We start from the raw sequence: 25898 nt of genomic DNA on the forward strand, positions 1-25898 counted from the left end.
TTACGTTTAAAGTTTTTTGCTGCGATTTTTTACATTCAGGGTCTTTTTTTTAACCACAAATTTGTGTAATTTGTGGTAAACTTTTTAATGTTACCCGTAATGTGGTTCCGTAATTGGTTTTGATTTTGGATCTAAAGTTTCATCGTGTTGCGATAAATCAAGACCAATGTGTTCTGATTCTTCTGAAACTCTTAGCGGAATAATAAAGTTCGTTACTTTGAATAAGAAATAAGCTCCGAAGAAAGTAAAAATGGATACCAGAACCAACGCCATCATATGATGTCCGAAAACATTCCAGCCTCCGTGTAATAGACTCGCATCTTCACCGTGAGCGAAAATAGCAGTCAGGATCATTCCCATAATTCCGCCAACTCCGTGACAGGCAAAAACGTCAAGCGTATCATCAAATCTTTTTGAGAAACGACAGTTTACGACAGAGTTTGAAACCAAAGCAGTAACAAATCCGAAGAACATGCTTTCAGGAACCGATACAAATCCTGCAGCAGGAGTAATGGCAACTAAACCAACGACAGCTCCTATACAAGCTCCTAAAGCCGATACTTTTCTGCCATTCATACGGTCAAAGAAAACCCAGGTTAACATGGCTGCTGCCGATGAAGTTGTAGTGGTTGCAAAAGCCATCGCTGCAGTTCCGTTGGCTGCAAGAGCAGACCCAGCATTGAATCCGAACCAGCCAAACCAAAGCATTCCGGTTCCTAATAATACAAACGGAATATTGGTTGGGATATGGTCGCTGTTTTTTCTTTTTCCTAAAACCAGAACTCCGGCCAAAGCGGCGAATCCTGAACTCATATGTACTACAGTTCCTCCGGCGAAATCCTTCACGCCAAAATAGCTTCCTAAAACTCCTGTCGGATACCAAACGGCGTGACACAAAGGAGCGTATATAAAAATGGTAAATAAACTAATGAAAATTAAATAAGAAATAAAGCGAACGCGTTCTGCAAATGAACCCGTAATAATGGCCGGAGCGATGATCGCAAATTTCATTTGGAACAAAGCAAAAAGCATAAACGGAATCGTACTCGCTAATTTTTTATGTGGTAAAATATTAACGTAATCCATAAAGGCAAAAGTGGTCGGATTTCCGAAGAAGCTGTAAAAGTGCTCTCCAGACCCAAAACCTACCGGATCTCCAAAAGCTAAACTGAAACCAACGGTAACCCATAAAAGTGTTACAACGCCCAAACAGATGAAACTTTGCAACATGGTTGAAATGACATTTTTCTTGCCTACCATTCCGCCGTAGAAAAATGATAATCCCGGTGTCATGATTAAAACCAGACAACAAGAAGTTAACATCCAGGCAACATCGGCAGGAACGATTGCATCTGTAGTGCCAAATTCTGATAGTACGTAATTATTCTCTGTAACTGTTGGCCAAAATGCACCCGTAATACAAACTAAACTTATAATAATAAAGGAAATGATCCAGCGTCTTTCTATTTTCATTTTTCAAATACTTTATTGAACCCTATTTTTTTTGGGGTCAAAGTTAAAAAAAAATAAAGATTTTGATTTTGAGGGCTGTTAAAATAGAGGTTGTTGGTTAATTTTAGTCAATTTTGTAAAATTCAGATCCTTTTTTTGATGGAATTGTATTTCTGAATCAAAAAAAAGAGCCCAAATTGCCAAATATGTTATAATTAAATTGCTATCGTGATTTGTAACGTGCTATAAAAGTTAGGTTTATAATAAGAAAGTTCTAAAATGTTTATTTTTTTTGAAGTTTCGCAATCAAAGCATCTTCGATTGGCGCTTTTATTTTAATCGCAGCATCCACTTCGTCATTCGGAACGGTCATTGATAAAACGTATTGTTGAATTTTCCATTCTTTCCCCACTTTCACCAAAACGCCAGAACCGCGGCAGATTTTCATTTGTGTATTTAGCAATTCATCAAACCAGGCCACATTTCCGGTTTTGTCAAAAAAGATATGACGTTCCAGAGCCGTAAAATTCCAAGTTCTGCCACTTTTAAAAAAAGGCTGTGCCCAAGTTTGAAAGTCTGGTTTAACCCAATTTTCGGTAGCATCTGTCCCAATGAAAATCGCATCTTCGGTCATTGCATTAAAATAGTCTTCAAATTTCACATCGGCAGCGGCTTTGTGCCAGGCATCGAGTGTTTTGTTGATTTTTTCTTTTTCGGCATTTTGTGCATTAGCAAAAACGGTCACAAATAATAAAAGTAAGATGGTTTTTTTCATGGGTTTGGTTATTTGAGTTAAAGGTAAGAAAAATATTTTTTCACCATATAAGTGATGTAAGTTCATTTAATTGGGGTGTTTACTTTGTGCTTATTTTTTTAAATAGAAGCTCATATAAGTATTGGAGATAGGACTTGCAAGGCTTATTTGTCATCCTGATTTCTATGATAAAACCAAATCTTTTTGATAAGGGATTTGGTTTTTTATTACCGCAAAAACTCGATGGATTATTTTATTTCTCACAGCGTTTAAAACGCTCATTTTATTCTTTCCTTCATCAACTTTTCTAATGTAGTATGTTCTTAAATCATTATCTGATCGGACCGCACTCATCGCTGCCAGATGCAGAATAGTTTTTAGATTTTTATCAGCAAGCATTGATACTCCAGGCCTTCTTTTTAATGATGTTCCAGATTGAAAATCAAAAGGAACTACTCCACTGTAACATGCCATTTTCCTAGGATCAGTTATAGTTGTGAATCCTTCTGTTTTTGACAACAATGTCCATGATAAAACCTGACCTACTCCAGGAACAGATTTAATCAATTTCTGTTGTTGATTAAGACTCTCTTGGTTTTGGATTATATTTTCAATATCATTTTCTATTATCTTAATTTGGACGTCAATATCTTTAATAAGCTTAATATTTAAGTCTTTTAGCTGTTTATCTAAGCCAATACTTTTCATGAGTTTGTAATCATGCTGCTGCACTATTAGCTGCTTTTTAATCTTTATTCTTGAAGCTCTTTCGGTTAATAGTATTTTTATCTTTTTAATCGAACAAGAACCTGGCTTCCATTCTCTGCTTTCCTGATGATTTTTTTCGATGAAATTACAAATGCGAAGAGCATCAATTTTATCATTTTTACCTCTAACAAGTCCTATACTTTTTTTGATATGTAAAGCTGATATTACATAAACTTTAAAATCAAATTTTTCAAGCACTTCAAACAGATTCCAATTATATCTGCCTGTGTTTTCCATAGCTATAATTACCTTTTCTCCCGAGTAGCTTTTCAAGAAACGTTTAATAACAGGTACTTTATTTTCAATGGAAAAGTAGCTTACTGTCTCATTTTTAATACAGATATCTAAAGTCTTACTGCTGATATCAATGCCAATAATAATGTTTTTCATAACTTTGCTTTTACGATTCAACAAATGATTTGAGAAATTCATCATAAGCTCAACTCCTTGATAACGGGTCTCTAGCCCAAATTTCTATCTGAGTCTTTGATGAAAGGGAAGCGAAAGTCTTAATCAAGATATGAGTCACAAACTCAGAGGAACGAATAGTTTACTTTTGCTTCCTTTCTCAATCATAAATTTAATTAAATTTCAAAAAGCAAATCTAAAGGAGGAACGAAGGATCACAGAAGGAACTCGACAAAGATTGGGGAATTTCTGTGCGGAGCTTCTAGTGTGATCCTTCGTTCCTCAGGATGACAAACTGAATCTAAAAACAAAAAACTTTGCGCCTTAGTGCCTTTGTGTGGAAATTCGCCAAAACTTAAATTTCCTTAAATTACTTATATGGTTTAAACATAAACATACATTTACTATCTTTGATTGTTTTAAAATACCACATCATGAATCCGAAAATATTTATCAGTTCGATCGTTATTACTTCTTTACTTTTTGTGTCTTGCAAAAAGGAATTAGAACCTCAGGAAAGTACACCCACTTCTGAATTAGTTAAATTGGGACTGGTAAAAGATACGGCGAAAGTTAAGTCGGTAGTAGAGGCACCACAGCCACAAACGAATCCGAATACGGTATTGGGTGAAACAAAAGGAATGAATCCGGCACACGGACAACCGGGACACCGTTGTGATATTGCAGTAGGCGCGCCATTGAATTCGGCACCAACGCAAGGACAAACGGCAACTGCGCAGCCAACGCAAACAGTACAGGTTAATCCGAATCAAAAAAATATGGTGACCACAACAACTGTTGCGGCTCCTGCAAAAGTGGCGAAGGGAATGAATCCATCGCACGGACAGCCAGGTCACAGATGTGATATTCCGGTTGGAGCTCCTTTAAATTCTCCGGTTGCAAAACCAGTTGCGGCAACACCAGCACAAAGCGGAAGTAGCACACAAAGTTTTACCGTTACACCGCCACCAGCAAATACAAATGCAGTTCCGGCTTTATTAAGCACCGAAGCACCAAAAGTTGCCGAAGGAATGAATCCGGCTCACGGACAACCAGGACACCGTTGCGATATTGCAGTAGGTCAGCCATTACCAAAATCCTAAATAAGTCGAAAGTAAAAAACCATATAAGTGATATAAGTTCATTTATAATTGGGGTGTTTACTTTGTGCTTAATTTTAAATAATAGAAGGGCATATAAGTATTGAAGATAGGAGTCGCAAGGTGTATTTGTCATCCTGAGGAACGAAGGAACACACAAGAAATTCGACAAAGATTGGCGATTCTCTTTGCGGAGCTACTAGTGTGTTCCTTCGTTCCTCAGGATGACAAACTGGGCTTAAAAAAATAAACCATATAAGTGATATAAGTTCAATTTAGTTTAGCGCTTAGCTTAACATGAACTTATATCACTTATATGGTGGAAAACCGGTTCCGATATATCTAAAATGTTTTCTGCTTTTCGAAAGTAGTCGTCAATGTTTTTTTGGCTTTAGCCAAGGCGCCACTAAATGCTTTTTCAAGTGTATCTGAGTGTTCTGTAACGGTTATGGGTTGTAGTTTTGCTGTGCGGACTTCGATTACACACTTCTTATCGTTTAAACTGAATTTCTCGCCGTTTTCGTCTCCAAAATGTACTTCAACGCGGGTTATTTTTTCTTCAAAACGTGTTAGCCCTTTTTCTAATTCTCCAGAAAAATAAGCTTCTAATCTTTCGTGTCCTTCGATGTTTTTGTCGGTATTGATTTGAATTTTCATATGGTTTATATTTAATGATTGTTTCTCAAAGCTATCTTTTTTAAGATGAAAAGCCAAGTGAGTTAAGGAAACATTATGAAATTTTGCACGCATTTTTTTGTCATTTCGATCCTGAGACTTCGCGAGAAGAATCCCCGCAAGTAGCTCGACAATCAAAAGCAAATCAAAACTAAAATTATACCCTATAATTTCTTTAATTGATAGTGGACACCCGCGTTTTTTGGTATCTTTGCAGTCCTAAACGTTAAAATTATGACTTCGAAAAAACTTTTGCCCGTGTGGTATGGTGGCGGTATTGGAAACAACTGCAACGCATTTAACGGCGTAGGACACCTTAGCTATGCGGGTTTTATATTTCCCCTAAACGTTAAAAATTATGAGTACCAAAACCCTTTCAAAAGAAGCCGAAGTCCGGCTAATTGATTTTTTCAATAAATCAGTCGATCCGGAAACTATGGCAAAAACAATTAGACGAATAAATTACCTTTTCGCCTTAAGTGTAATGCGAGAATGCGAAACACTTCAAACCAATATTACAACCGTAGAAAATGGTTTTTATTGGCTTAATGAATTAGCAGAAATTTTAAATCCTTATTTTGAGATTGAATAGATTAGAATGGAAAAGCCACTGTGAAGTGGCTTTTTTTGTTTTTCCGTCTGGTTTGTCATTTCGAAGAATGAGAAATCCCCGCAAGTAGCTCGACAATCAAGAGCATACAAAAAAGCAAGAGGTAATTATTCCTAATTTAGATTTTCTTAATTCTAAATTTAATTATGTGATCACAGCAATCACACGTTACAAAACTTCTATCATCTACATCCATATCTATTTCAATTTCGTAATCACAAATAGGACAATTGTAAATAATATCTATAAGTTTTATTGGTGGATTAAGTACAGTTGGGATTTCTAAGATTGAATATTCTATCATACTTTTTTAATTAACCAAATTGCATATAATCATATATAAAGTCGTTGATTTCTTCTCCTTCAGAGTCAAACTTTAAAACAATCCTAGAGCATAATTTATCAACCCAATTTTCAATTTCTTCTAAAGAATTAATGTTATTTAGAAAAGACAAAAGCTTATTTTGATTAGTAAAATCATCTATAAACATAAAAATGTCTTCTTTAAAGCTATCTGCATAATTTTCATTTGGTTGCGATAAGTAATTTTCTAAATGTTGAATTTTTTCATTTAAGCTTAACATAGGAATTTTATTTCAAAGATAAATAAAAACCCGACTATACTCCGTTGTTTTAGAGTCTACATTTTGCAACTTTTGTTAACATGGATATTAAGCAAAAATTTGGACTTAAGATAAAGGAGCTTAGAAAACTCAAAGGACTGTCTCAAGAAAAGCTAGCCAATTTAGCAGAGATAGATCGAACCTATCTGCCAACGATTGAAAAAGGTGAAAGAAATGTTTCTATTGAAGTAGTTGAGCGATTAGCGAATGCTTTAGAAGTTAAGATAAAAGACTTATTCGATGAATAGTAATAATGATGAATAAAGTTGAGCAAAATCTATAAAATAATACTCCAACAGAAAATATGAACGAAGAAAATATACGGATTAAAAATGTATTAGAATTTATCAGGCAAAAAGCTATAGAATTTGGTGCAAATAATGATAAAGAGTTTAATAAATCATATATCGAAAGAAATAATACTGGATCAGATTCTCTTAAAGATAAAGGTGCTTATTTTGGTTTTATTCATCCGGAGGAAGAATCTGGAGGGCCATTCCATGACTTTTCATTAACTATTTTCCCATGTATTGAAGATAAACCTTGGTTAGTTTGCTTAGGTATTGGGTCAAGCGGTTTCAAAAATGATTACGATCTTGCCAATTATCCTGGAGTAAGAAGACTTTTTTCGAAACTTATTAATGAAAAAGGTTTTTGTAAATCGGACTTTTCAGATATAGAAACACCTTTGCCTAAAACTATTACTAATAGTGAAGACCTAGAGCAAATAAAAAACACAATAAAGACTTACACAAAAGTTTTACCAGTTTGCCAAATTGTTGAAAATCCTGAAAGTGAAGAAGGAAAAAAAATAATAGCAGCATTTGTGGCAGGTTATGCAAAACTTAGAAATTGGTCATCTAATAAGGAACAGCGTAAAGCAATTTCAGATGCATTAGAGCCCTTTTTTAAAGAAGAGAAAATAGATGAAGTTGAAGAAATAAATAATCTTCTTATAGATAGAAAATATATTGTTCTGCAAGGACCACCTGGAACTGGTAAGACTAGAACGGCTAAGGAAGTTGCAGAAAAAATAAAAATAAGAACAAAAACATTTTTTACTCAATTTCATGCAGAGACCAGTTTTTCTGATTTCATATTTGGTATTCGACCAGATTTGAATAGCAATCACCTTCTCTATAAAGAAAATTTAGGAATTTTTACTAAGGCATTAAAGTATGCAGAAGAAAATAGCGGGGAAAGAGTAATTTTAATAATTGACGAAATTAATAGAGCAAATCTTTCTAATGTTTTGGGTCCCATTTTTTATTTGTTTGAACATAAAATGGATAAATGGGATGTTGAAATAGAAATTTCTCCAGACTTTAAAATTAATAGATTACCAGATAATTTTCACGTAATAGCGACAATGAATACGGCCGATAGAAGTTTGTCTGTAGTAGATTTTGCATTGAGAAGAAGGTTTGCATGGTATGATTTAAAGCCAACACCTATTAACGGGAAAAAGAAAAATTTGGCAAATGTGAGTGTGTCTGAAATAAATAATTCTGAAGAATATTTCTTTCTTGAAGATTTCTCGAAAATTAATGAAATTTTTGATTGGTATGCTTCTAGTAATGAGCTTTCACTACAACCGGGACAAGGCTACTTTATTGCAAAAAGTGAAGAGGAAATGAAAAGCAGAATTCAATATGAAATATTTCCATTGATAAAAGAATATTTGCAAGAAGGATTGGTTAGAAATGCCAAAGAAGAATTTAATAATTATTTTGCTTCACGTATAAATCAATCACTTTTTGAATGAGTAAGCCATTAGATGTTTTTTTTGAGATGTCTTGTTTAACTGAACAATCTATTCAGTTAAGTGGAACCTATTTGCAAAAAAAATGGTTTAAAACAGCTGACAGAAGAATTATTGGTCAGACTCTTCAAAAGTTTATAGAATATAATTTAGCTCAATTTAAATTCTTAGGGATTCAGCCATTTATAATTGGTACAGATCAAAATACTTCGTTGTTTTTCCGATCATCAGGTTTCATTGGAACTATTCCATTAAGAGCCTCTGATACAGGTAAGCAAATAGGTGATTTTGTAGTAATGCCAAGATTTACTGGTCGTGATCGTTTTGAAGATTACATTGAAATTTTAAACTTACTTGGTGCAGAAATAAGCCCAGAAATTATTGATAGCTTACCTCTTGCTTCAGGTAAAAATTTTAGACCACCATTGTATTTAGAAGCAGTAAAATTCATCTCCTCTCTTGAACTGTTATTGTCGAAGTCTTGGTGTAAATTTGATAATGTTGAAAAAATATCAAATCAACCAAATGGTCAAATAAATTGGAAGAAATACATCAACAATGAATTCAAAATTGAAAATAGGTTAAAGTTTCCTGTACGAAAAAATATATTAAGCGAATTTCATAGTGAGTATGCAGAAGTGCGTTATGTATTTGACATTTGTAAAGGTGAGTTACTTTCTTCAAATACTCCTCAAAGAATTAAAAATACAATGAGAGCAAGGTTAAATTTCATTGAAGAAAAATTGTATTATCACAAACCAAAAATAACGAATAACATTACAGTTAAAACATCTGATACTGTTATTGTAAAATCTTGCAAAGAACAAGCTAATAAGATATTAAACTTTAATTTAATTGATTCTACTGCTTGGAGAGTGGATTTTTGTGATGTTTTTGAAAAATTTGTTCAATATATTTTCAGAGAAGTTGCTAAAGAAACTGGCGGTAGATTATTTTCAAATTTTAAATTTCATTCTAAAACTTCTAAACACTATTCTTGGGAATTAAAACATATTGAACCGGATGCTATTTATCAAAAGGAAAATCTGATGGTATTCATCGATGCTAAATATAAATCAAATCTGTATAATAAGTCTAGCAATAGTGAAACTCTTAAAGATGATTATAGACATGATTTACATCAGATCATGGCTTATTCTTCATTTGGTAAAACAGATTTGAAGTTTGGTTTTCTTTGCTATCCATCTGACCAATTAGAAATAAAAAAAATAAAGTATAAAAACACAATTAATGAAGTTACCAGTTTGATTTTTGTATTAGGAATACCATTAAAAAAAGATTCTATAATTGAAGCAAAACGTTTACTTATAAAAGAACTTAGTATAATAGAAAGTATACTAGAAATCTGATTTTCTAAAACCTTCTCATGAAACCAAGTCCCATAGCCCTGATAGAAGCGGTATCCTTTTTAGGCCATCGGAAATATCTCGCTTACCGTAAAAGATCTGCCTAAAAAGATACAAGTGAATAGCAGGAAATAGCTTCTAATAAAAAAGAAATTCCAAAATTTAAATTCCAAATTCCAATTCTTTCTTGTGTTCTGTGCCAATCTTTGTCGAGTTTCTAGTGTGATTTCTCCTTCGTCGAAATGACAAGATTGCGTTGCACTGCTTTATTTTTAGACTTTAGTGCCAATCTTTGTCGAGTTTCTTGCGGGGATTCCTCGTTCCTCGGAATGACAAACAGCTCGCTTATTTCTCTTTCTTATTCTTCCCTTTATCCTTCTTCCCCCATTTAATTTTCATTTTCCCGCCATCATCAACAGCGAGTAAATGCAGGACAATTCCGCGGTCACGAACGGCGTCGCGTTCGGCTTTGGTGGCGAGTTTGGCGTCGTCTTTGGAGTTTCGGAGTGGGATGGTGAGCGCCATATTGGTGCCGCGGCCAAAGGAATAAATACCTTCGGCATCGAGGTTGAGAACGCTGGAACTTATGGTGAGTTTATTGACGTCGACCAGTTCGCCACGAAGTTTGCAATTGCCGGATAAATCGCTGAAAGTAATGTTTTTGACATCACGAAATGGAAACGCAAACTTCCCGATTTTAACAATTGGTTCAAAGTTTAGTAAAGCACCGTGAGTGACGTTGAAATTCAGACTTCCGTGTGTCGAATTCGGGACTAATTCGCCGTTATGGATCATTCCGGTTATATTGGTAGTGCTGGTGAGCTGTCCGCGAATATTATTGGGCGTAAATGATTTGATTCCGAAGTTATTAAATGACTTTAAAAACTGTGTAATATCAACCTGATTGACCTGTGCGTTGGAAGCGAAATTGTAATTTTTGCCATTTGGAGAAAGCGTCGTACTAAAATTAATGCTTCCGCCACACGTTTGCAGCGAACCATTTTTGATTACCAATCGCGAATCGATCATCTGGATCTGGGCCTTGGTGTTGGTGGCGGTCAGCTTATTGTAGGTGATTTTATCGGCTTTGAGGTTAATGTCTACAACACATTTTTCAATGGCATTACGTAGCTGTTGGGACATAGATGGTTTTTTTGCATTCACTTTCTTTTTTTGAGAAGTAGCCAGAACGCCCATAAATTGTCTGACATCGATACTTGGGCAATAGATATTCCAGTTTACGACCATTTTTTCTGGAGCATCATAATAGAGATTCAGGAAATTATTGATTTTTCCGTCTATAAAAATAATGTTGTTTTTATTTTTGTAGGCAATTTTATTAATGATCAGGGCTTCTTGCGTAAATTGTAGCTTCACGTTTATTTTTTCGGCGTGAATGTTTTTCGGAATAAAATGGAAAGAGACATTTTTAACGCCGACATTACCAATAAAACGCGGTTTGGTAATGTATAAATTGACAATATCAAATTGAAATTTAAGGTTAAGCGTGGCGTGGCCTTCGGTAAAATGAATCCATTTTTCGGTGTTTTCTTCGTTCATAACGGGAAGATCAAAATCAGAATTCACGACTCCCGTTGCCAATGGTTTTTCGAGATTGTTGATGGATAATTGTGCAATTTTAAGTGGTACGTTTCTGTATTTTGCAGAAAAACGGGTTAGAATTACAGCGGAATTCGCATCGCTAAAACCTTCCTTTGGCTTGAAATTATTGGTAAAAATACCTTTGAAATTACAATCGGTCAATAAGCCATCGGGAATGCTGAGCTCGTTATTGTGTACTTCGGCCTGAACCACAATTCGAGGATCACCTTCGGCATTAAAATCGCCTTTGATGTCGCAATTCACATCAATTTCCTTTTTTAGATTAAAATGGTTCAGCTTAGAACTGATGTTTGCCGATAATAAATTGGAAGCATTTTGCCATAAAATCGTAGTGCTGATGTTGATGCCGAACAGCGTGCTGCCTTTGGCTAAATTGAAAAAAGCAACGATATCAAAAGAATCGGATCCAATTTTTAAACCCTCTGTTTTTACATCTATTTTTTCTTTTTCGGCCGAATAGGTAACGGCAAAAGTGCCTTTGAGTCGTTTTTGTTTGGCGAAACTTCCGTGAACGGTATTGAAGGCCAAACTACCAATTTGAGTATCCAGAAATAAATCAGTTTTCCAGTCGTCTCCGTCGTAATCTACTTTCGATTTTAGACTGGCGACATCAAAATCGAATAATTTGTGACCAATGCGATTGTCGAGAATAAAATGAACATTGTTGAGGTCGATTTCGTCAATTGTGGTTTCGCTGTCAGATTGGGTTTCGGGTGTTTTTTTCTTTTTCGGTTTAAAAATATCCGAGTTAGAATAGCCATTTTCGGCTTTATAGAGATAAATCTGGGCGTCGTTGATCAGGATTTTATGTATGTTGATTTCCTTTTGCAGTAAACTCCAAACGTTTAAACGGACTTCTATTTCTTTGGTTTTTAATAAAGTATGTTTGTGGGTTTTCCATTGTTTGTCTTTGAGTTCGACATCTTTTAGGGCCACAGTAAAATTGGGCAAACCGGTTAAAAATTTATATTGAAAATCGCCAATATGAAAATCACCGTTGATATTATCGTTGATTTTAGTATTGATTTTGGCCATTATCTCGGTTTTGTTCCGATTAAAATAAATCGATAGTCCGGCACCGGCAATTAACACTAATACGACAAGTCCTAAAACAAAAAAGCCAAAGCGTTTGGCGTATTTTTTAAAACCGGCTGATTGTAGAAAGTTTTTTATTCTATGTAAAGTTGCTGTCATAGGAACGAATTTTCTCAACATTAAAGATAACATAAAAATTAATGTTAATTTAATAATTTGATCTTCAATTTATTGAGGCAAAATATTTTAGGAAACGCAAACATGAAAATTATATAACTAATGACAATACATTTATAATCAAAACTAATTTGGGAATGGTGTTTCATTCGTATTTAATTTTTAAATTTGTACTCTAGTTTGAAGATTAATAATTCAGACATAATTTAAACCTAAGATATTATGGCATTAGCAATAACAGATGCTACTTTTGACGAAGTAGTTTTAAAGTCAGATAAACCAGTAATGGTAGATTTTTGGGCAGCATGGTGCGGTCCTTGTAGAATGGTTGGACCAATCATTGACCAATTAAGCGACGAATACGCAGGTAAAGTTGTTGTTGGTAAAGTGGATGTGGATGCTAACCAGGAATTCGCTGCAAAATATGGTGTGCGTAACATACCAACCGTTTTGGTTTTTCATAACGGTGAAGTTGTAGGTAAACAAGTAGGAGTTGCTCCGAAACAAACTTACGCAGATAGTTTAGACGCTTTGTTGTAATCGTAAGATTATAATTGATATAAAAAAGGTTTGGCGAAAGTCAAGCCTTTTTTATTGGTATTTATTAAAAGGTTTGCCACGAATTTGCTTCGCCTGTTCGCTATCGCTAGGGTCACGAATTTTCACTGGCTTGAAATTGGTTTTTTGCCACAGATTACACAGATTAAAATGATTTTTAAAATTAATTTCTCTCGCAGATTTTGCAGATAAAAGTGATTTAATTTTGATAATCTGCCAAATCTGCGGAATCTGCGAGAGAATTTATAAAGTAAAAGAAATCATTTCAATCCTTTAAGCTGTGGCTAACTTTTTTAAGCAGCATTCAAAATAAAATTAGTAGCAAACATTCTTTAATCTGAATTCCCTTTTTTATTTTAATAAACTGCCTAAAAATTGAAAATAGACTTTCTGATTTCCAACTGGAGTTTAGTAGTATTAGGCAATTCGGAAATGGTATAATTTCGTTTAGTGAATTTATCGTTTTTTTCTGCCGTACTAACGGGTGTCAAATCTATTTGAAGTCCGCCATAGCTTAGGTATTTCTGATAATCAATTTCATTTACCGTGTTAACGTATGTTTTTATTTCGTCTAGGGATTTTTGTGATGTTTGTTCGCAGACAGACCAGAATTCAGCTTCAGTAAAGCCTCTTTTCTTTTTCATATAGTATTCGTTATATAAAAAACGCATCACATCATCTAGTGATTTTTTGTTATTTGTGTTGTTTCTAATTTCTAAATCCAATAATAAACCTATTGTAGGGCCTTTGTCATAATACGATATTACAGTTTGCTTGGCATTGCTTTCATTATTAAAGAAGTTCAGCCAAATATCGAAACTAGATTGTGCAAGCGACATATGTCTGCTTCCTTCTTCGTTTTCATATTTTTTTATGGAGCTAGAAAGGTATTTCAGGGCATCTTTGCCGTCAAGTAAACCGGCCTTCATCATAATGATGTATTCGTAATAAACTGTAAAACCTTCTGAAACCCAAAGCATTGTGGTGTAGTTTTCTTTATTGTAATCAAAAGGACCTAATTCTATTGGTCTGATTGCTTTTACATTATATAAGTGAAAATACTCATGTGTGACAAAATTCATGAAATCAGTATATTCTTGTTTTGATTTGGCATCAAAAGAACCTTTTGTAAAAATGGCTTGTGAGTTCCAGTGTTCTAGTCCTCCGCCTCCGGCTTCCATCATAATATAACTGTAATGGTCGTACGGAATCTTTTGCATGATAGAAGTTGTGGCGCTCATGATTTTTTTCAGATCACCAACAAATTTCTCGTCATCTAGCCCTTGCGGCGTGGCGATCCCTAATGAATAGGTCTTTCCTTCGTTTTCAAAATCAATAGTTTTTTGGTTGCCAATATAAATTGGGCTATCATAAAAAACATCAAAATTTTCAGCGTAATAGCTGTTTTTATTTTTATCAATGCATTTTAACCCTGTCGAAATAGTACTCCACTTTGCATTTTTATGCAATGTCAAAGTAACAGGATTGTTGATGCTGTTTTCGATATGCATGAAAATAGTGTTGGGCATTAAAAAAGCTTTGTTTGCATCAACATACGATTCTGCAACTGATTTTTTATTTGCAAAAACCCGGTATTTTACAACGAATTTAGTGTTAATGCCATTTTCGATAACCCAGGAATTTTTAGTGTTTTTCTTCCAGGAAATCTTTTTATCGTTTTCATCTACAACTTCAAAATCTACAATATATCGTGGTGTTTCTAAAATTAAATAATAACCCGGTGTCCAGACAGGTAGTGATAAAGTAGTTTTTTTAGCGTGAATATTGTCAAAATTTAAGGTAACTTCAAGATAGTGTGATTCCGGATTTTCAAAAGAAACAGCGTAATTCAGTTTTGGTTCTTCATTGACAATTTTGCCTGACGCATTACAAAAAATAAAGGTGTGAAAAAGTAGGAGGAAGTAACTCAGTTTTAATGTCTTTGTCATGCGATGGTTTTTTAAATTAAAAGTACTTGGCGTACGCAATTGCATTTGAATATTTTACAATAAATCGATAGCAAAATAAGAAAAAAATGGTAAAATGTATGGTGCTATATTGTCTAATGTTTATGATTTCATTGAAGCTTAAATTATATGCCTCGCAATTTGTGACAGACTGATTTTTAGTCGATAAGTAGGCTGTGTAGTGGTAGTAATTAATAAAAAAGATAAATAACGCGATTTGTTAAGGTTTTAAATTTTATTTTTATCAGAAAATGGTGTTTCAGAACAAATGGCTATTCTTCAAAATATGCTTTTGATGAAGTGCAGCGTTTCTTAAAAGAAAACCCTAATTTTAGTCCGATATTAAAACGAAAATTATTGCAGGCGACCGACGGTTTGTACCGTGCCCCAAAATATTAAAAAAGAAACCGAATGAAAATTGAATCGGAAATAGAGAAAGTCTCCAGTTTTCAGCATCTCGAAATGCTGGCGAATCAGGTTGTGGAAGGTTTTATATCCGGAATGCACAAGAGTCCGTTTCATGGCTTTTCGGCTGAATTTGCTGAACATAAAGTCTATAACGCCGGAGAAAGTACCAAACATATCGATTGGAAATTATTTGCCAAAACCGATCGTTTGTATACGAAACGTTATGAGGAAGAGACCAATTTACGCTGTCATCTTATTGTCGATAATTCGTCGTCGATGCATTATCCGGAACTAAAATCGAATAAGCCTTTTTATGAAAAGAAGATTGGTTTTGCCGTTTTGGCCTCGGCAGTTTTGATGAATATTTTAAAGAAGCAGCGCGATGCTGTTGGATTGAGCGTTTTCTCAGACAGCTACGAATATTACGCTCCCGAAAAAGGAAGCGATCGTCACCATAGAATGCTGCTCAATAAACTGGAGCAATTATTAGAACAGCCAAAAGTCAAAAAGAGCACGGATACGATTACGTATTTGCATCAGATTGCAGAGAAAATGCACCGCCGTTCGATGATTATATTGTTTACTGATATGTTTCAGTCAGAAGATGACGAAAAGCTTTTTAATGCGCTACAACATCTTAAACACAACAAACATAAAGTGGTTTTATTTCACGTGGTTGATCATGAAACTGAGCTGAAATTTGATTTTGATAATACACCACGGAAGTTTATTGATGTAGAATCAGGTGAAGAAGTATCGATTTTTGCTGATAATGTCAAAATGGAATATGAAAAAAGGGCAGAAGCGTACTTTAAAAATCTGGCTTTAACCTGTGCGAAGAACCAAATTAAGTACGTTCCTGTCAATGTTGGTGATAATTTTGAAAAAATTCTGACTACATATTTAGTTGAAAAACAAAACTTTGGATAATAATTTAAAAATATATTTAATTTTTTTTATCAAAACACTTGCAGAAATGAAATTCTGTACTATCTTTGCAACCGCAATAACGCAGAGGTTTGGTAGTTCAGTTGGTTAGAATACATGCCTGTCACGCATGGGGTCGCGGGTTCGAGTCCCGTCCAGACCGCAATATTGGGAAAAGCCTTTCTTTTAAGAAAGGCTTTTTTGCCCAAAAACGGTATCTAAGATTAGTTGTGTTGTTTGCTACGAATTTGTAACTCGTAGCTGGTTTAGTAGTTAGACCAATGAAAAGCTTTCCACTTTTGTGGATGGCTTTTTTGATTTATAACACTTTTGATTTAACCGCAAAGAGCGCAATCCCGATAGCTATCGAGATACGCAAAGGTTCGCAAAGTTTATATATAGCTTTGCGAACCTTTTTTTGTTTTTAACCTTGCGCTCTTTGCGGTTAAATAACGACTTTTTTAGATTCCAACATTGGAATTTGGAATTTAGAGGATTGGAATTTATCTAGAAATCAGAGGATTAAAAATTTCTCAATTTTTATTCGTAAAAACCCTTGCAGAATCAAAGTTCTGTTGTATTTTTGCACTCACAATAACGCAGTTGGTTTGGTAGTTCAGTTGGTTAGAATACATGCCTGTCACGCATGGGGTCGCGGGTTCGAGTCCCGTCCAGACCGCAATATTGGAAGAAGCCTTTCTTAACGGAAAGGCTTTTTTTATTTTAGGAAGTCTTCTAAATAAATCCCAAATAAAAAATTCCAAATCCCAAACGACCAATGTACTAATTGGAATTTGGGATTTTAAAATATTGGAATTTAATTTTCCCTACATTTATATATCGCAAGAAATTATTTAAATGGAACGATCAACATTCAAAATAGACAAGTACTACCTCACAAAAGTAGATGCCGATAAAAAAAGCATTTATTGTCACCATGATTTGATGGGAGAATTGTTGGTTCCCACGCACAAACACAATAAAGCACAAATGCTGTATGCCGAAGGCGACGTGGTTTTTGTAACGACCGAAACGAAAAGCTATTTTTTACCGGCAAGACATTTTATCTGGATTCCGGCTGGCTTAGAGCACAGTATTCAGCCAAAGTCGGAAAATGTAATGATGCGAAATCTATACTTTCCAGTGGAGAAGGACGAAGATGTCTTTTATAAAAAAGAAGGTATTTATCCCGTGAATAATTTACTGCTTCAAATGATGCTTTTCACCAATCAATGGAATGGCGATTTGAAGAAAGGTTCTCCGAACTTTACAATTGCCAAAGCGATTAAAGCAATTCTTCCTCAAATTTGCACTAACAATCTACCTTTAGAATTACCACAGCCAAAAGACAAACGACTAGGGAAAATCCTTCGGCACATCGAGAATAATTTAGGAGAAACAATTCTCTTTTCTGAAGTTGCTCATGAATTCGGTTATAGCGAGCGCTCTTTGTATCGCTTGTTTCAGAAAGATCTCAAAATGTCTTTCATACAATATTATACCATCAGAAGAATTCTGAAAGCAATCGAATTGTTGTTGGACAGAAAACTTTCAGTCAAAGAAGTCGCACTGGAAGTAGGTTATAGTAGCGTACCGACATTCAGTAGTACCTTCTTCAAAATCCTTGGACAACGACCTTCTGACTACCTGAATGGGGAGGATGTTTTAAAAAGCAAATAAAAATTATTTCTCTCGCAGATATTCTAAAAATTATTTCACGCAGATTTGGAAGATTTTAGCAGATCAGCGCAGATTTATTTAAAAATATCTGACTTAAACTATCCTCTAATAAATAGTAATCTGCGCAAATCTGCCTAAATCCTTTTTAAATCTGCGTGAAACCTTTAAATCAAGAAATGTTTTAATTAGTTGTTTGTCAGTAATTTAATATAACGTTTTCGAAAATAACAATTTTAACATTTGTCCGAAATGAATATGTTATTGACTTTTTAGAATTATCAGTCAACAAAATAATGTGGGAACTTTGCACCATAATTTATTTATGTACTCATGTTCCTTAATAAAACAACACATTCTACAGAAGATTGTTTTCTCAAAATCCTGCTGTTATTTCTAATTGTATTCACATTCAATAATGTACAAGCACAGGAAATTCATTCGGTTTCATTAAGTGAAGCCTTGAAATTGGCTAAAGAAAACAATAAAAAAATCCTCAGATCTCAATTAGAGACTACGCTCTCAGAGCAAAACATCAAAGAAAGAAAAGAACTTCGTTTGCCGGACATCGAATTAAACGGAGAGTATTCCAGAATTACCAATATTACCGAATTCAAAGGAAGCGGTTTCTTAAACGGTAAAGAAGTTACGAAAGCAATTCCTGAAATTTATCAGGTAAACTCCACTTTTACAATGCCTATTTATGCTGGAAATAAAATCAATAACGCCATCAAAATTGCGAATCAGGAAAGCGAAATTGCCAAAATAAAAACAGAAAAAACTGAAAATGATATTGAGCTGGAAGTGGTTGCTAACTATCTGGCTATTTATAAAATGATGGAACTTCAGAAGATTTTTGAAGAAAATATCAAAGAAGAAAAAAGCCGATTGAAAGAAGTGCAATCGCTTCAAAAACACGGAACGCTTACCAAAAATGAAGTTATTAGAGCCGAATTACAGCTTTCGGATCGTGAATTAAATGCGCTTACGAATTCCAAAAACATAAAAATTGCGCTTCACGATCTGAAAACTTTAATTCAGTTTCCGGAAAATGAAGAAATCGCGATTGATACTACAGCCAATCTGGATGAAATGCAAGGTTTAGATCCGTATGATTTTTATTTGAGTAAAGCTGCTCAAAATGAAGAAATGCGAATTGCGAGCCAGGAATTAGAGATCAAAAAAACGGAATTGAAATTGGTTAAAGGAAACTATCTGCCAACCGTAAACTTCTTTGGGAATTATGGTTTCTATTATCCGAACTACAAATTTTTTCCGCCAAATCCGTATTTGTACACTTTAGGGCAAGTGGGTATAGAGGCGCATTTTGATATTTCGGCTTTATATAAAAACAAAACCAAAATGCAGCAGGCCAATACCAAAATCGAATGGCAGCAAATGCAGACTGAAATTATTAAAGATGAAATTCAGGACAAGCTATACAAAGAGCATACGCAATATCAGGAAATCCTTGAAAAATTTGTAGTGGTAGATAAAGCTTTGGATTTAGCGAATGAAAATTACCGCATTGTAAAGCTGAAATACTTAAACCAATTGGTTTTAATAACGGAAATGGTTGATGCTGATAATGCTTTATTACAGGCAAAATACAACAAAGTTTCTACCCGTTTGGATGCTGTTTTAAAACATTATGAGTTGTTGCATACGGCGGGGATGATGCCTCAGAGTTAGATTTTAGAGGTTAGAAGAAAGAGGCAAGAGGCAAGATTTTGGGTTTTAGACTTTAGAGACGAGATTTTGGAAAATAGAATATAGAGAATAGAATATAGAGAATAGAAAAAAGATATAGAGTTTATGGTTAAGATAAAAAATGAGACTAGAAGAAACAGAACGTTTCATATCATAATAACAAGTATTGCTTGTGCGCTTGTGGTGAGCGGGATTATTTTGGGGATTTGGTTTTATGTTTTCAATAGCAATCACGAAGAGACAAATGACGCTCAGGTGGAGCAATATGTAACGCCAATTATGTCGAGAATTACGGGTTATGTACAGGAAGTGCGTTTTGACGAAAATCAGTTTGTGCATAAAGGTGATACCTTGGTTGTGATTGATAACAGAGAATACAAATCGAAATTGAATGTGGCGCTTGCTGATGTTCAAAATGCGCAACAAAGTAGTGTTGTGGCCGAGAAAAACGTGGCGACAACAGCGAGCACAACGGCAATTGGGGAATCACAATTGGAAGCTTCTAAATCGAATCTTTGGAAAACAAAATTAGAGTACGAAAGATACAAAGCTTTGGTAAAAGAGGAAGCGGCAACATCTCAGCAATTAGAAAAAGTAAAAGCCGATTACGAATCGGCGCAGGCGCATTTTCAGGAAATGAAAGAAAGAATTCATTCTTCTAATTTAAGCACATCTGTTGCTGAAGCTAATGTTCCTACAACGCAGACTAACATTGCTTCTAGACAAGCTGTTGCCGATAATGCGGCATTATTTCTTTCGTACACGATCATTACCGCACCTTACGACGGCTGGGTTGGAAAACGAACTTTACAGCCGGGACAATTGGTAAAAGAAGGTCAATCTTTACTTTCGATTGTAAGCAAAGAAAAATGGATTACAGCCAATTTTAAAGAAACACAATTGCAATATTTAACCGTAGGCCAAGAAGTTAAAATTGAGGCTGATGCTATAAACGATAAGGAATTTACAGGAATTATTACTTCGTTATCGCCTGCAAGTGGGGCAAGATTTTCTTTGCTTCCTCCGGACAATGCAACAGGAAACTTCGTGAAAATCGAACAAAGAATTCCGGTTAGAATTCAGTTAAAAGACAACGACAAACAAACCGATTTTTTAAGAGCCGGAATGAATATCACCGTTATCGCCGAACACCACTAAAATGGAAGATAAAAGTATTTTTAAATCCTGGGTTCCAAAATGGGCAATCATCATTATTTTGTTTGTCTGTTTGCTGCATTCTATGATTTTATTGGGAGTTTATACTTCAAACGTAACCTACGCGGCAAGTTTTCTGGACATCGAACCAGAAGATTTGCAGTTCGCGATGTGCGTTACGTACGGAACTTTACTGGCCACCATTTTGATCGAAAGCCGATTCTCGAGTTTTTTTCCTGCCAAGAATTATCTGATGGCGGTATATTCGGTAATCGGAATTACGATTATTTCATCGGCCTATATTACCAACTTTTATCTGTTTTTATTGCTTAGAGTTGCCGAAGGAATCTTAATGGCGCTTCCAGTAATTACGATCAGACAATTGTTGATTGAGCAGTTTAATTCTAAAAACGCGATTATAATTGGTTTCTCCTTTTATTACGGTTCGCTGTTGTTGTCAACTCCTTTTATTATGAATATTGCGGTTTGGTTTCTGGATCATTACGATTGGAAATACATGCTCTACGTTTCGGGCGGACTTCAGGTTTTGAATGTCTTTTTGATTTTAGTTACTTTTAGAGGACATAGAATTACAAAGAAAATTCCGCTGTATCAAATCGACTGGTTGAGTTATATTTTGGTTTTGACAGCCATTCTTTGTGGTGCTTATTTCTTTGTTTATGCCGAGAAAAAATACTGGTTTCAGTCGTCTGAAATGGTTTTAATGTTGATCATTGCGCTGATAACCGGAGGCTTGTTCATCTTTAAAGAGCTTTTGGTAAAAAGACCGACTTTTAATTTTGAAGTTTTTAAATATGCCAATTTGCGCATTGGGTTTTTATTGTTTTTCCTTTTCTACATCAGCAGAGCAACGTTGAGTCTTTGTCATTCCGCGATGTTTTCCATTTGGAATTGGGATCCGTCGCGCGTTGCGGGCGTGCAATATATTAACGGCTTAGGAAACGTAATCGGACTGATTTTGGCTGCTTATTTTCTGATGAAATCCGTTTCGACCAAAGTTATTTTTATCATTGGGTTTTCATTGATTGCGTTGTTCCATTTCTGGTTTACGTTTCTGTTCGTGCCCGATGTGGCGCTGTCGGATATTATCATTCCATATATTTTACAAGGAATAGGAGTTGGATTTTTATTCGTTCCCTTAATCTTGTTTACAACATCATCCGTTCCGGCTAAAATGGCGGTTTCTTCGGGGATCGTCGGTGTTTCTGGACGTTTTTGGGGAAGTACAATTGGGTTTTGCGTGATGCAGAATGCAATGGTATTCCTGAACAAAAAACACTTTTTAAAACTAAGTCAGTTTGTAACCGGCGAAAGCCCCGAAGCACAACAAACGATAGCATCAACAGCACAGAGTTTTATGGCAAAAGGATATTCGGCAGACAATGCAAATACTTTGGCCCTGAAAAAAGTTTTCGGAACGATTACCAAACAAGCCACTTTATTGGCCGATATGGAGATTTATACTATTGTGGGTTATGGTTTAGTAGTTTTGATTATTCTTATTGCATTAAATCAGCATTTAAAACAAACGATGACATTGGTTAAAAGTAAGATTTGGATAGGGTAAGTTTTGCCACGAAGGCACTAAGGCGCTAAGTTTTTATTCTCATTTTATGTCATCCTGATGGAGGAAGGATCACACACGGAACTCGACAAAGATTGGCGAATTTCTGTGCGGAATTCCTTGTGTGATCCTTCCTCCATCAGGATGACAAACAGTACGTTTAATAGTTACTTAAAAAGAACTTTGCGGCTCTGCTCCCGATAGCTATCGGGATTGCGAGATTAAAAAAAAACTCTGCGAATCTCTGCGAAAAACCTCCGCGATTCTCTGTGAAATAACCCTTTATTACCCTATCTTGCGACCGTTAAAAAAACAAATATACAATGAAGCAGCAATGTGTAATTTTTGATATGGATGGCGTGATTTGTCACACCAATCCACATCATGCAAAAGCTTTCGAGGCCTTTTTTGATAAATATGAAATTCCTCATTCAGAACAGGAATTTGAAGAACATATGTACGGAAAACATAACGGTTATATCATGACGCATTTCTTTAAGCGTCCGATTACCGGAGAAGAACTTACAAAACTGGAAGACGAAAAAGAAGGAATGTTCCGTGAAGTTTATAAAGACAAAGTCGAAACGATTCCGCATTATTTGGATTTTTTAAGTGAATTGAGGTCTCGTGGTTTTAAAACGGCCGTTGCGACATCTGCGCCACGTGCCAATTTGGATTTAATTGCCAATGTTTTAAAACTAGACGAAAAAATGGATTCAATGATGTCCAGCGAAGATGTAAAACAGCATAAACCAAATCCGGAAGTATATTTAAAGTCTGCAGAACGTGTTGGCGTTGCTCCGTCAGATTGTGTTGTTTTCGAAGATTCTTTTTCGGGTGTTACAGCTGGATTAAATGCAGGAATGAAAGTGGTTGGTGTTTTGAGTACGCATACAAAAGAACAATTACCTCCGTGTGATTTTTATATAAATGATTATAGTGAGGTTAATGTGGATAAGATAATTGAGTTACTAAATCACAATACAAATTAATAAACCACTAAGTTTCCGCCACGAATTCACGAATTTTTAAATTAATTCGTGAATTCGTGGCGGAAAAAAACTTTGCCGAAAAGTATTATTTCGAAATCTCTTTTATCGTAATATTCCTGAAATCAATTGGCGAACGCTCATAATTCAAAGAAATTTTGCCTTCTGTAGAAGAAGCATCCGTGCATTCATTTACCAATTTCCCGTTTAAGTATTGCTTAATTGTCCCGTTGAAAGATTTAATAACAACAATATTCCATTCGCCATACGGATTCTCGTTGGCTAAAAACTTAGGAGAAACTACACTTGCACCAGCTTCAATTACTTTTCCATTTACTTTTGCCGTTACCTGATCCAGAAAAATAAAGTCTCCCGTAGTATTTTCTTTTATTTGAAACTGAATTCCTTTTGGCCAGATTTTGTCAGCCGCATCTAAAGGAATATTATACATTACACCGCTATTTTTTGTGCTGGTTGTTTTGTATTGCTCTTCCAAATTCCATCTGTATTCTAACTCAAGTTCAAAATTTTTATAGCTTTTTTTAGTCATCAAACAGCTGTTGTCATTTCCATGCATGTGAATCATTCCGTCTTTAAACTCATAAATGTCTGATGGTTGCTGTTGCGTTGTATTGGTTTTAGTAAAAGCATACCAATCGTTCATTTGTAAAACTTTTCGCTGAACGATGCAGGAGTTTAAAGTAACAAGAACAATAATAGCGAAAGTTGATTTTTTGAACATATTTAAGAGTTTAACTATAGTTTTTTTGATATGGCTTATCTAAAATTTATCTGTTTTTAACTTTCAAAAATACTTCCTTTCTAAACCAATTTTCATCTTCCCGAGTTTCAAAAATTCGTTTTGGAAGAAAAAATGTCTGACCCTTAGAAATATATAAAAGATAAAGATCTTTTAATTCGAAAACTTTTATAAAATTCTTTACATCAATTGTACCTTCTGATATTTCACCCATACGGGAAATGATTCTATCAGGGAAAATTTCGTATTCTCTTTCTTTAAAAATAATTTTGTTTTCCTTTGAATTTGCAAAACTCCAATATTTATAAATCGTAAGAAGAGGATACGTAAATCCAACAACTATAATACAGACGCTAAAAGAATCTTTTTTTCCGGTAAAAAGAACTATCGCAGAAAATATCCACATAAAAGCAAATAACCATCCTCGTCTTTTTAATTCAAGTCTAACAAGGAACATGAAGTATTCTTTTTTGGTAAGTTGAAATTTTTTGGTTTTTATCATTGGTAGCTTTTTGGATTTTTGGTAAAATTAAAAATAGATTTTGTATATGAAAAAAATAATTAGAATTGAACGCATATATGAGTTCAAATGAAATAAAGTTCGAATGATTTTTGCAATATTTTAAAATCTAAAATTATGACCACAAATCATCTTTCAGAAGAAGTTGAAGCCCGATTAAGTGAGTTTTTTACAAAGACCATTGATCCTGAAGAAATGGCGAAGACAATACGACAAGTAAATTATGTTCTTTCGTTATGCGCAATGAGAAGCTGTGAAACGGTAGAGACTGAATTCAATAATCTTGAAGATAATTTTTATTGGCTGAATAAGTTGGCGGAAGTTTTGGATCCTTATTTGGAATAAAAGAAAAATTAAGATTTGTTTTTCTGCACCGTTTTTGCCACTGGATTACCTCGCTTTTCAAGGGATTTTATCCGTTCATCGCGGTTAAATTCACCTTGGTTTTTCATTTCATCGAAAGCCAATAAATTATCTTTTTAATCAATAGAAGTTTGTAAATTTATGACATCCAGTGGCCAAATCCCGTTATAATAGTCCAAATGCCATTAACTTTTTTTAGAAAATAACTCTGACCATAAGAACTGTGAAGAGATTTTGAGTAGACGATAGAAATAATACAGTTTTCAAAGCCATTGTCAAAGATAGGTTTGCTAATCAAGATTATGTTTTGTCTTTTATTTGTATTCTTAAATATTAGTTCTATTTCTTCTTTTGTTAAACAATTAGTGTTTTTGATATAGTCTAATTGTTTTATTAATTCTGAATTCCAAACTTCATTAGTATTGATATTATTCTTTTCAAATTCCTGTAGTGTGCTTTCAGATATTACGAATCCTTCATTTTCTTCTTTGAATTCTTTGATATTAAAGGACATATTTGGTTTTTTACATTGTATATAAATTATAGATTTATTTTTCTCAATCTCATGATCAATTATTTTTTTAAATATTTCGTTTTCTGATTTATTCTGAGCGAAACTTAAAGTCGAAATTAGAAGCAAAAATATTTTTAAAGTTTTTTTCATAAATATTGATTTCAAGATTTTAAATAAGCGTAAATTTATATGATTCATTTAAAGTAAAAACGAAGTAAAACAAAAAAGCTTCTGATTTCTCAGAAGCTTTTTCAGTGCGGATAATAGGACTCGAACCTACACGCCTTGCGGCACCAGATCCTAAGTCTGGCATGTCTACCAATTTCACCATATCCGCGTAATTGTGGGTGCAAAGATAAGCATAACTTCGAATTTTCAAAGCATTTTTGAAAAAAAATATTAATTCTCTTT

23 protein-coding genes and 3 tRNA genes are annotated in these 25898 nt (G+C 34.5%); 15 read left to right on the forward strand and 11 right to left on the reverse strand.

The annotated features are described in order from the left end of the window. Positions 1 to 90: 90 nt before the first annotated feature. The 3 genes from AC3ITQ_RS06680 to AC3ITQ_RS06690 all read right to left on the reverse strand — a co-directional run bounded on the left by AC3ITQ_RS06680 (position 91) and on the right by AC3ITQ_RS06690 (position 3364). Complete coding sequence (locus AC3ITQ_RS06680) at positions 91 to 1473, reverse strand: ammonium transporter (protein WP_489237494.1); 1383 nt, start codon at positions 1471 to 1473, stop codon at positions 91 to 93. A 262-nt stretch (positions 1474 to 1735) separates the two neighbouring features. Beyond that, positions 1736 to 2227, reverse strand: a complete 492-nt coding sequence (locus AC3ITQ_RS06685) for a nuclear transport factor 2 family protein (protein ID WP_489237496.1) — start codon at positions 2225 to 2227, stop codon at positions 1736 to 1738. 162 nt (positions 2228 to 2389) lie between these two features. Continuing rightward, a complete protein-coding gene (locus tag AC3ITQ_RS06690; protein ID WP_489235457.1) occupies positions 2390 to 3364 on the reverse strand; it encodes an IS110 family RNA-guided transposase in 975 nt (324 codons plus the stop codon). A gap of 452 nt (positions 3365 to 3816) precedes the next feature. Here AC3ITQ_RS06690 and AC3ITQ_RS06695 point away from each other — a divergent pair, with 452 nt between their 5' ends. After that, positions 3817 to 4485, forward strand: coding sequence for a hypothetical protein (locus AC3ITQ_RS06695; RefSeq protein WP_489237498.1), 669 nt, complete (start codon positions 3817 to 3819; stop codon positions 4483 to 4485). Positions 4486 to 4824: 339 nt separating this feature from the next. Here AC3ITQ_RS06695 and AC3ITQ_RS06700 read toward each other — a convergent pair whose 3' ends face one another. After that, the gene (locus AC3ITQ_RS06700; protein ID WP_026982687.1) at positions 4825 to 5139 is read right to left on the reverse strand and encodes an HPF/RaiA family ribosome-associated protein; all 315 of its coding nucleotides are present in this window, start codon (positions 5137 to 5139) and stop codon (positions 4825 to 4827) included. Between the two features lie 376 nt (positions 5140 to 5515). On the opposite strand from AC3ITQ_RS06700, the gene AC3ITQ_RS06705 reads away from it, so the two are divergent. Continuing rightward, positions 5516 to 5749 carry a hypothetical protein gene (locus AC3ITQ_RS06705; protein ID WP_489237500.1) on the forward strand — a complete coding sequence of 78 codons (234 nt, stop codon included), beginning with the start codon at positions 5516 to 5518 and terminating at the stop codon, positions 5747 to 5749. A gap of 332 nt (positions 5750 to 6081) precedes the next feature. On the opposite strand, the gene AC3ITQ_RS06710 is transcribed toward AC3ITQ_RS06705, so the two are convergent. Next, on the reverse strand, positions 6082 to 6351 hold the full coding sequence (locus tag AC3ITQ_RS06710) for a hypothetical protein (protein ID WP_489237501.1): 270 nt from the start codon (positions 6349 to 6351) through the stop codon (positions 6082 to 6084). Between the two features lie 80 nt (positions 6352 to 6431). Between AC3ITQ_RS06710 and AC3ITQ_RS06715 the strand changes: the two genes are divergently transcribed. From AC3ITQ_RS06715 to AC3ITQ_RS06725, 3 genes are read left to right on the forward strand one after another with little or no spacing between them, the layout of a single operon-like run. Further along, positions 6432 to 6638, forward strand: a complete 207-nt coding sequence (locus AC3ITQ_RS06715; protein ID WP_072970280.1) for a helix-turn-helix domain-containing protein — start codon at positions 6432 to 6434, stop codon at positions 6636 to 6638. A gap of 56 nt (positions 6639 to 6694) precedes the next feature. Next, positions 6695 to 8155: an AAA family ATPase gene (locus AC3ITQ_RS06720; RefSeq protein WP_489237503.1), complete on the forward strand. Its 1461-nt coding sequence runs from the start codon at positions 6695 to 6697 to the stop codon at positions 8153 to 8155. Then, positions 8152 to 9522, forward strand: coding sequence for an McrC family protein (locus tag AC3ITQ_RS06725; RefSeq protein WP_072970281.1), 1371 nt, complete (start codon positions 8152 to 8154; stop codon positions 9520 to 9522). Before AC3ITQ_RS06720 ends, AC3ITQ_RS06725 begins: the two co-directional genes overlap by 4 nt. 342 nt (positions 9523 to 9864) lie before the next feature. On the opposite strand, the gene AC3ITQ_RS06730 is transcribed toward AC3ITQ_RS06725, so the two are convergent. Beyond that, complete coding sequence (locus AC3ITQ_RS06730; RefSeq protein ID WP_489237505.1) at positions 9865 to 12336, reverse strand: AsmA family protein; 2472 nt, start codon at positions 12334 to 12336, stop codon at positions 9865 to 9867. Between the two features lie 240 nt (positions 12337 to 12576). Here AC3ITQ_RS06730 and trxA point away from each other — a divergent pair, with 240 nt between their 5' ends. Further along, a complete protein-coding gene (gene trxA, locus AC3ITQ_RS06735; protein ID WP_012023423.1) occupies positions 12577 to 12894 on the forward strand; it encodes a thioredoxin in 318 nt (105 codons plus the stop codon). A gap of 386 nt (positions 12895 to 13280) precedes the next feature. Here the strand turns inward: trxA and AC3ITQ_RS06740 are convergent, their stop codons facing one another. Next, positions 13281 to 14861 carry a M61 family metallopeptidase gene (locus AC3ITQ_RS06740; protein WP_489237507.1) on the reverse strand — a complete coding sequence of 527 codons (1581 nt, stop codon included), beginning with the start codon at positions 14859 to 14861 and terminating at the stop codon, positions 13281 to 13283. A 429-nt stretch (positions 14862 to 15290) separates the two neighbouring features. Here AC3ITQ_RS06740 and AC3ITQ_RS06745 point away from each other — a divergent pair, with 429 nt between their 5' ends. The 8 genes from AC3ITQ_RS06745 (at position 15291) to AC3ITQ_RS06780 (ending at position 23333) form a co-directional block, all read left to right on the forward strand. After that, complete coding sequence (locus AC3ITQ_RS06745; protein ID WP_489237509.1) at positions 15291 to 16217, forward strand: DUF58 domain-containing protein; 927 nt, start codon at positions 15291 to 15293, stop codon at positions 16215 to 16217. A gap of 86 nt (positions 16218 to 16303) precedes the next feature. Further along, positions 16304 to 16377: transfer RNA gene (locus tag AC3ITQ_RS06750), tRNA-Asp, on the forward strand. 442 nt (positions 16378 to 16819) lie between these two features. Beyond that, positions 16820 to 16893, forward strand: a tRNA-Asp gene (locus tag AC3ITQ_RS06755). Positions 16894 to 17072: 179 nt separating this feature from the next. Next, on the forward strand, positions 17073 to 17894 hold the full coding sequence (locus AC3ITQ_RS06760; RefSeq protein ID WP_489237511.1) for a helix-turn-helix domain-containing protein: 822 nt from the start codon (positions 17073 to 17075) through the stop codon (positions 17892 to 17894). Positions 17895 to 18224: 330 nt separating this feature from the next. Next, the gene (locus AC3ITQ_RS06765) at positions 18225 to 19583 is read left to right on the forward strand and encodes a TolC family protein (RefSeq protein ID WP_489237513.1); all 1359 of its coding nucleotides are present in this window, start codon (positions 18225 to 18227) and stop codon (positions 19581 to 19583) included. A 123-nt stretch (positions 19584 to 19706) separates the two neighbouring features. Next, positions 19707 to 20759 carry an HlyD family secretion protein gene (locus AC3ITQ_RS06770; RefSeq protein WP_489237515.1) on the forward strand — a complete coding sequence of 351 codons (1053 nt, stop codon included), beginning with the start codon at positions 19707 to 19709 and terminating at the stop codon, positions 20757 to 20759. A gap of 1 nt (position 20760) precedes the next feature. Beyond that, on the forward strand, positions 20761 to 22344 hold the full coding sequence (locus AC3ITQ_RS06775) for an MFS transporter (protein WP_489237516.1): 1584 nt from the start codon (positions 20761 to 20763) through the stop codon (positions 22342 to 22344). A 320-nt stretch (positions 22345 to 22664) separates the two neighbouring features. After that, positions 22665 to 23333, forward strand: a complete 669-nt coding sequence (locus AC3ITQ_RS06780; protein ID WP_489237518.1) for an HAD family hydrolase — start codon at positions 22665 to 22667, stop codon at positions 23331 to 23333. Positions 23334 to 23418: 85 nt separating this feature from the next. On the opposite strand, the gene AC3ITQ_RS06785 is transcribed toward AC3ITQ_RS06780, so the two are convergent. Then, positions 23419 to 24072: a 3-keto-disaccharide hydrolase gene (locus AC3ITQ_RS06785; protein ID WP_489237520.1), complete on the reverse strand. Its 654-nt coding sequence runs from the start codon at positions 24070 to 24072 to the stop codon at positions 23419 to 23421. Between the two features lie 46 nt (positions 24073 to 24118). Further along, entirely contained in the window at positions 24119 to 24592 is a 474-nt protein-coding gene (locus AC3ITQ_RS06790; RefSeq protein WP_489237522.1) for a YcxB family protein, read from the reverse strand. 135 nt (positions 24593 to 24727) lie between these two features. Between AC3ITQ_RS06790 and AC3ITQ_RS06795 the strand changes: the two genes are divergently transcribed. After that, positions 24728 to 24955 (forward strand): hypothetical protein, encoded by a 228-nt coding sequence (locus tag AC3ITQ_RS06795; RefSeq protein ID WP_489237524.1) that lies wholly within the window; start codon positions 24728 to 24730, stop codon positions 24953 to 24955. A 157-nt stretch (positions 24956 to 25112) separates the two neighbouring features. Here the strand turns inward: AC3ITQ_RS06795 and AC3ITQ_RS06800 are convergent, their stop codons facing one another. Then, positions 25113 to 25637 carry a hypothetical protein gene (locus AC3ITQ_RS06800; RefSeq protein ID WP_489237526.1) on the reverse strand — a complete coding sequence of 175 codons (525 nt, stop codon included), beginning with the start codon at positions 25635 to 25637 and terminating at the stop codon, positions 25113 to 25115. A 105-nt stretch (positions 25638 to 25742) separates the two neighbouring features. Further along, a tRNA-Leu gene (locus tag AC3ITQ_RS06805) sits at positions 25743 to 25824 on the reverse strand. Positions 25825 to 25898: the final 74 nt, after the last annotated feature.

Source organism: Flavobacterium sp. KH_001 (assembly GCF_057840745.1).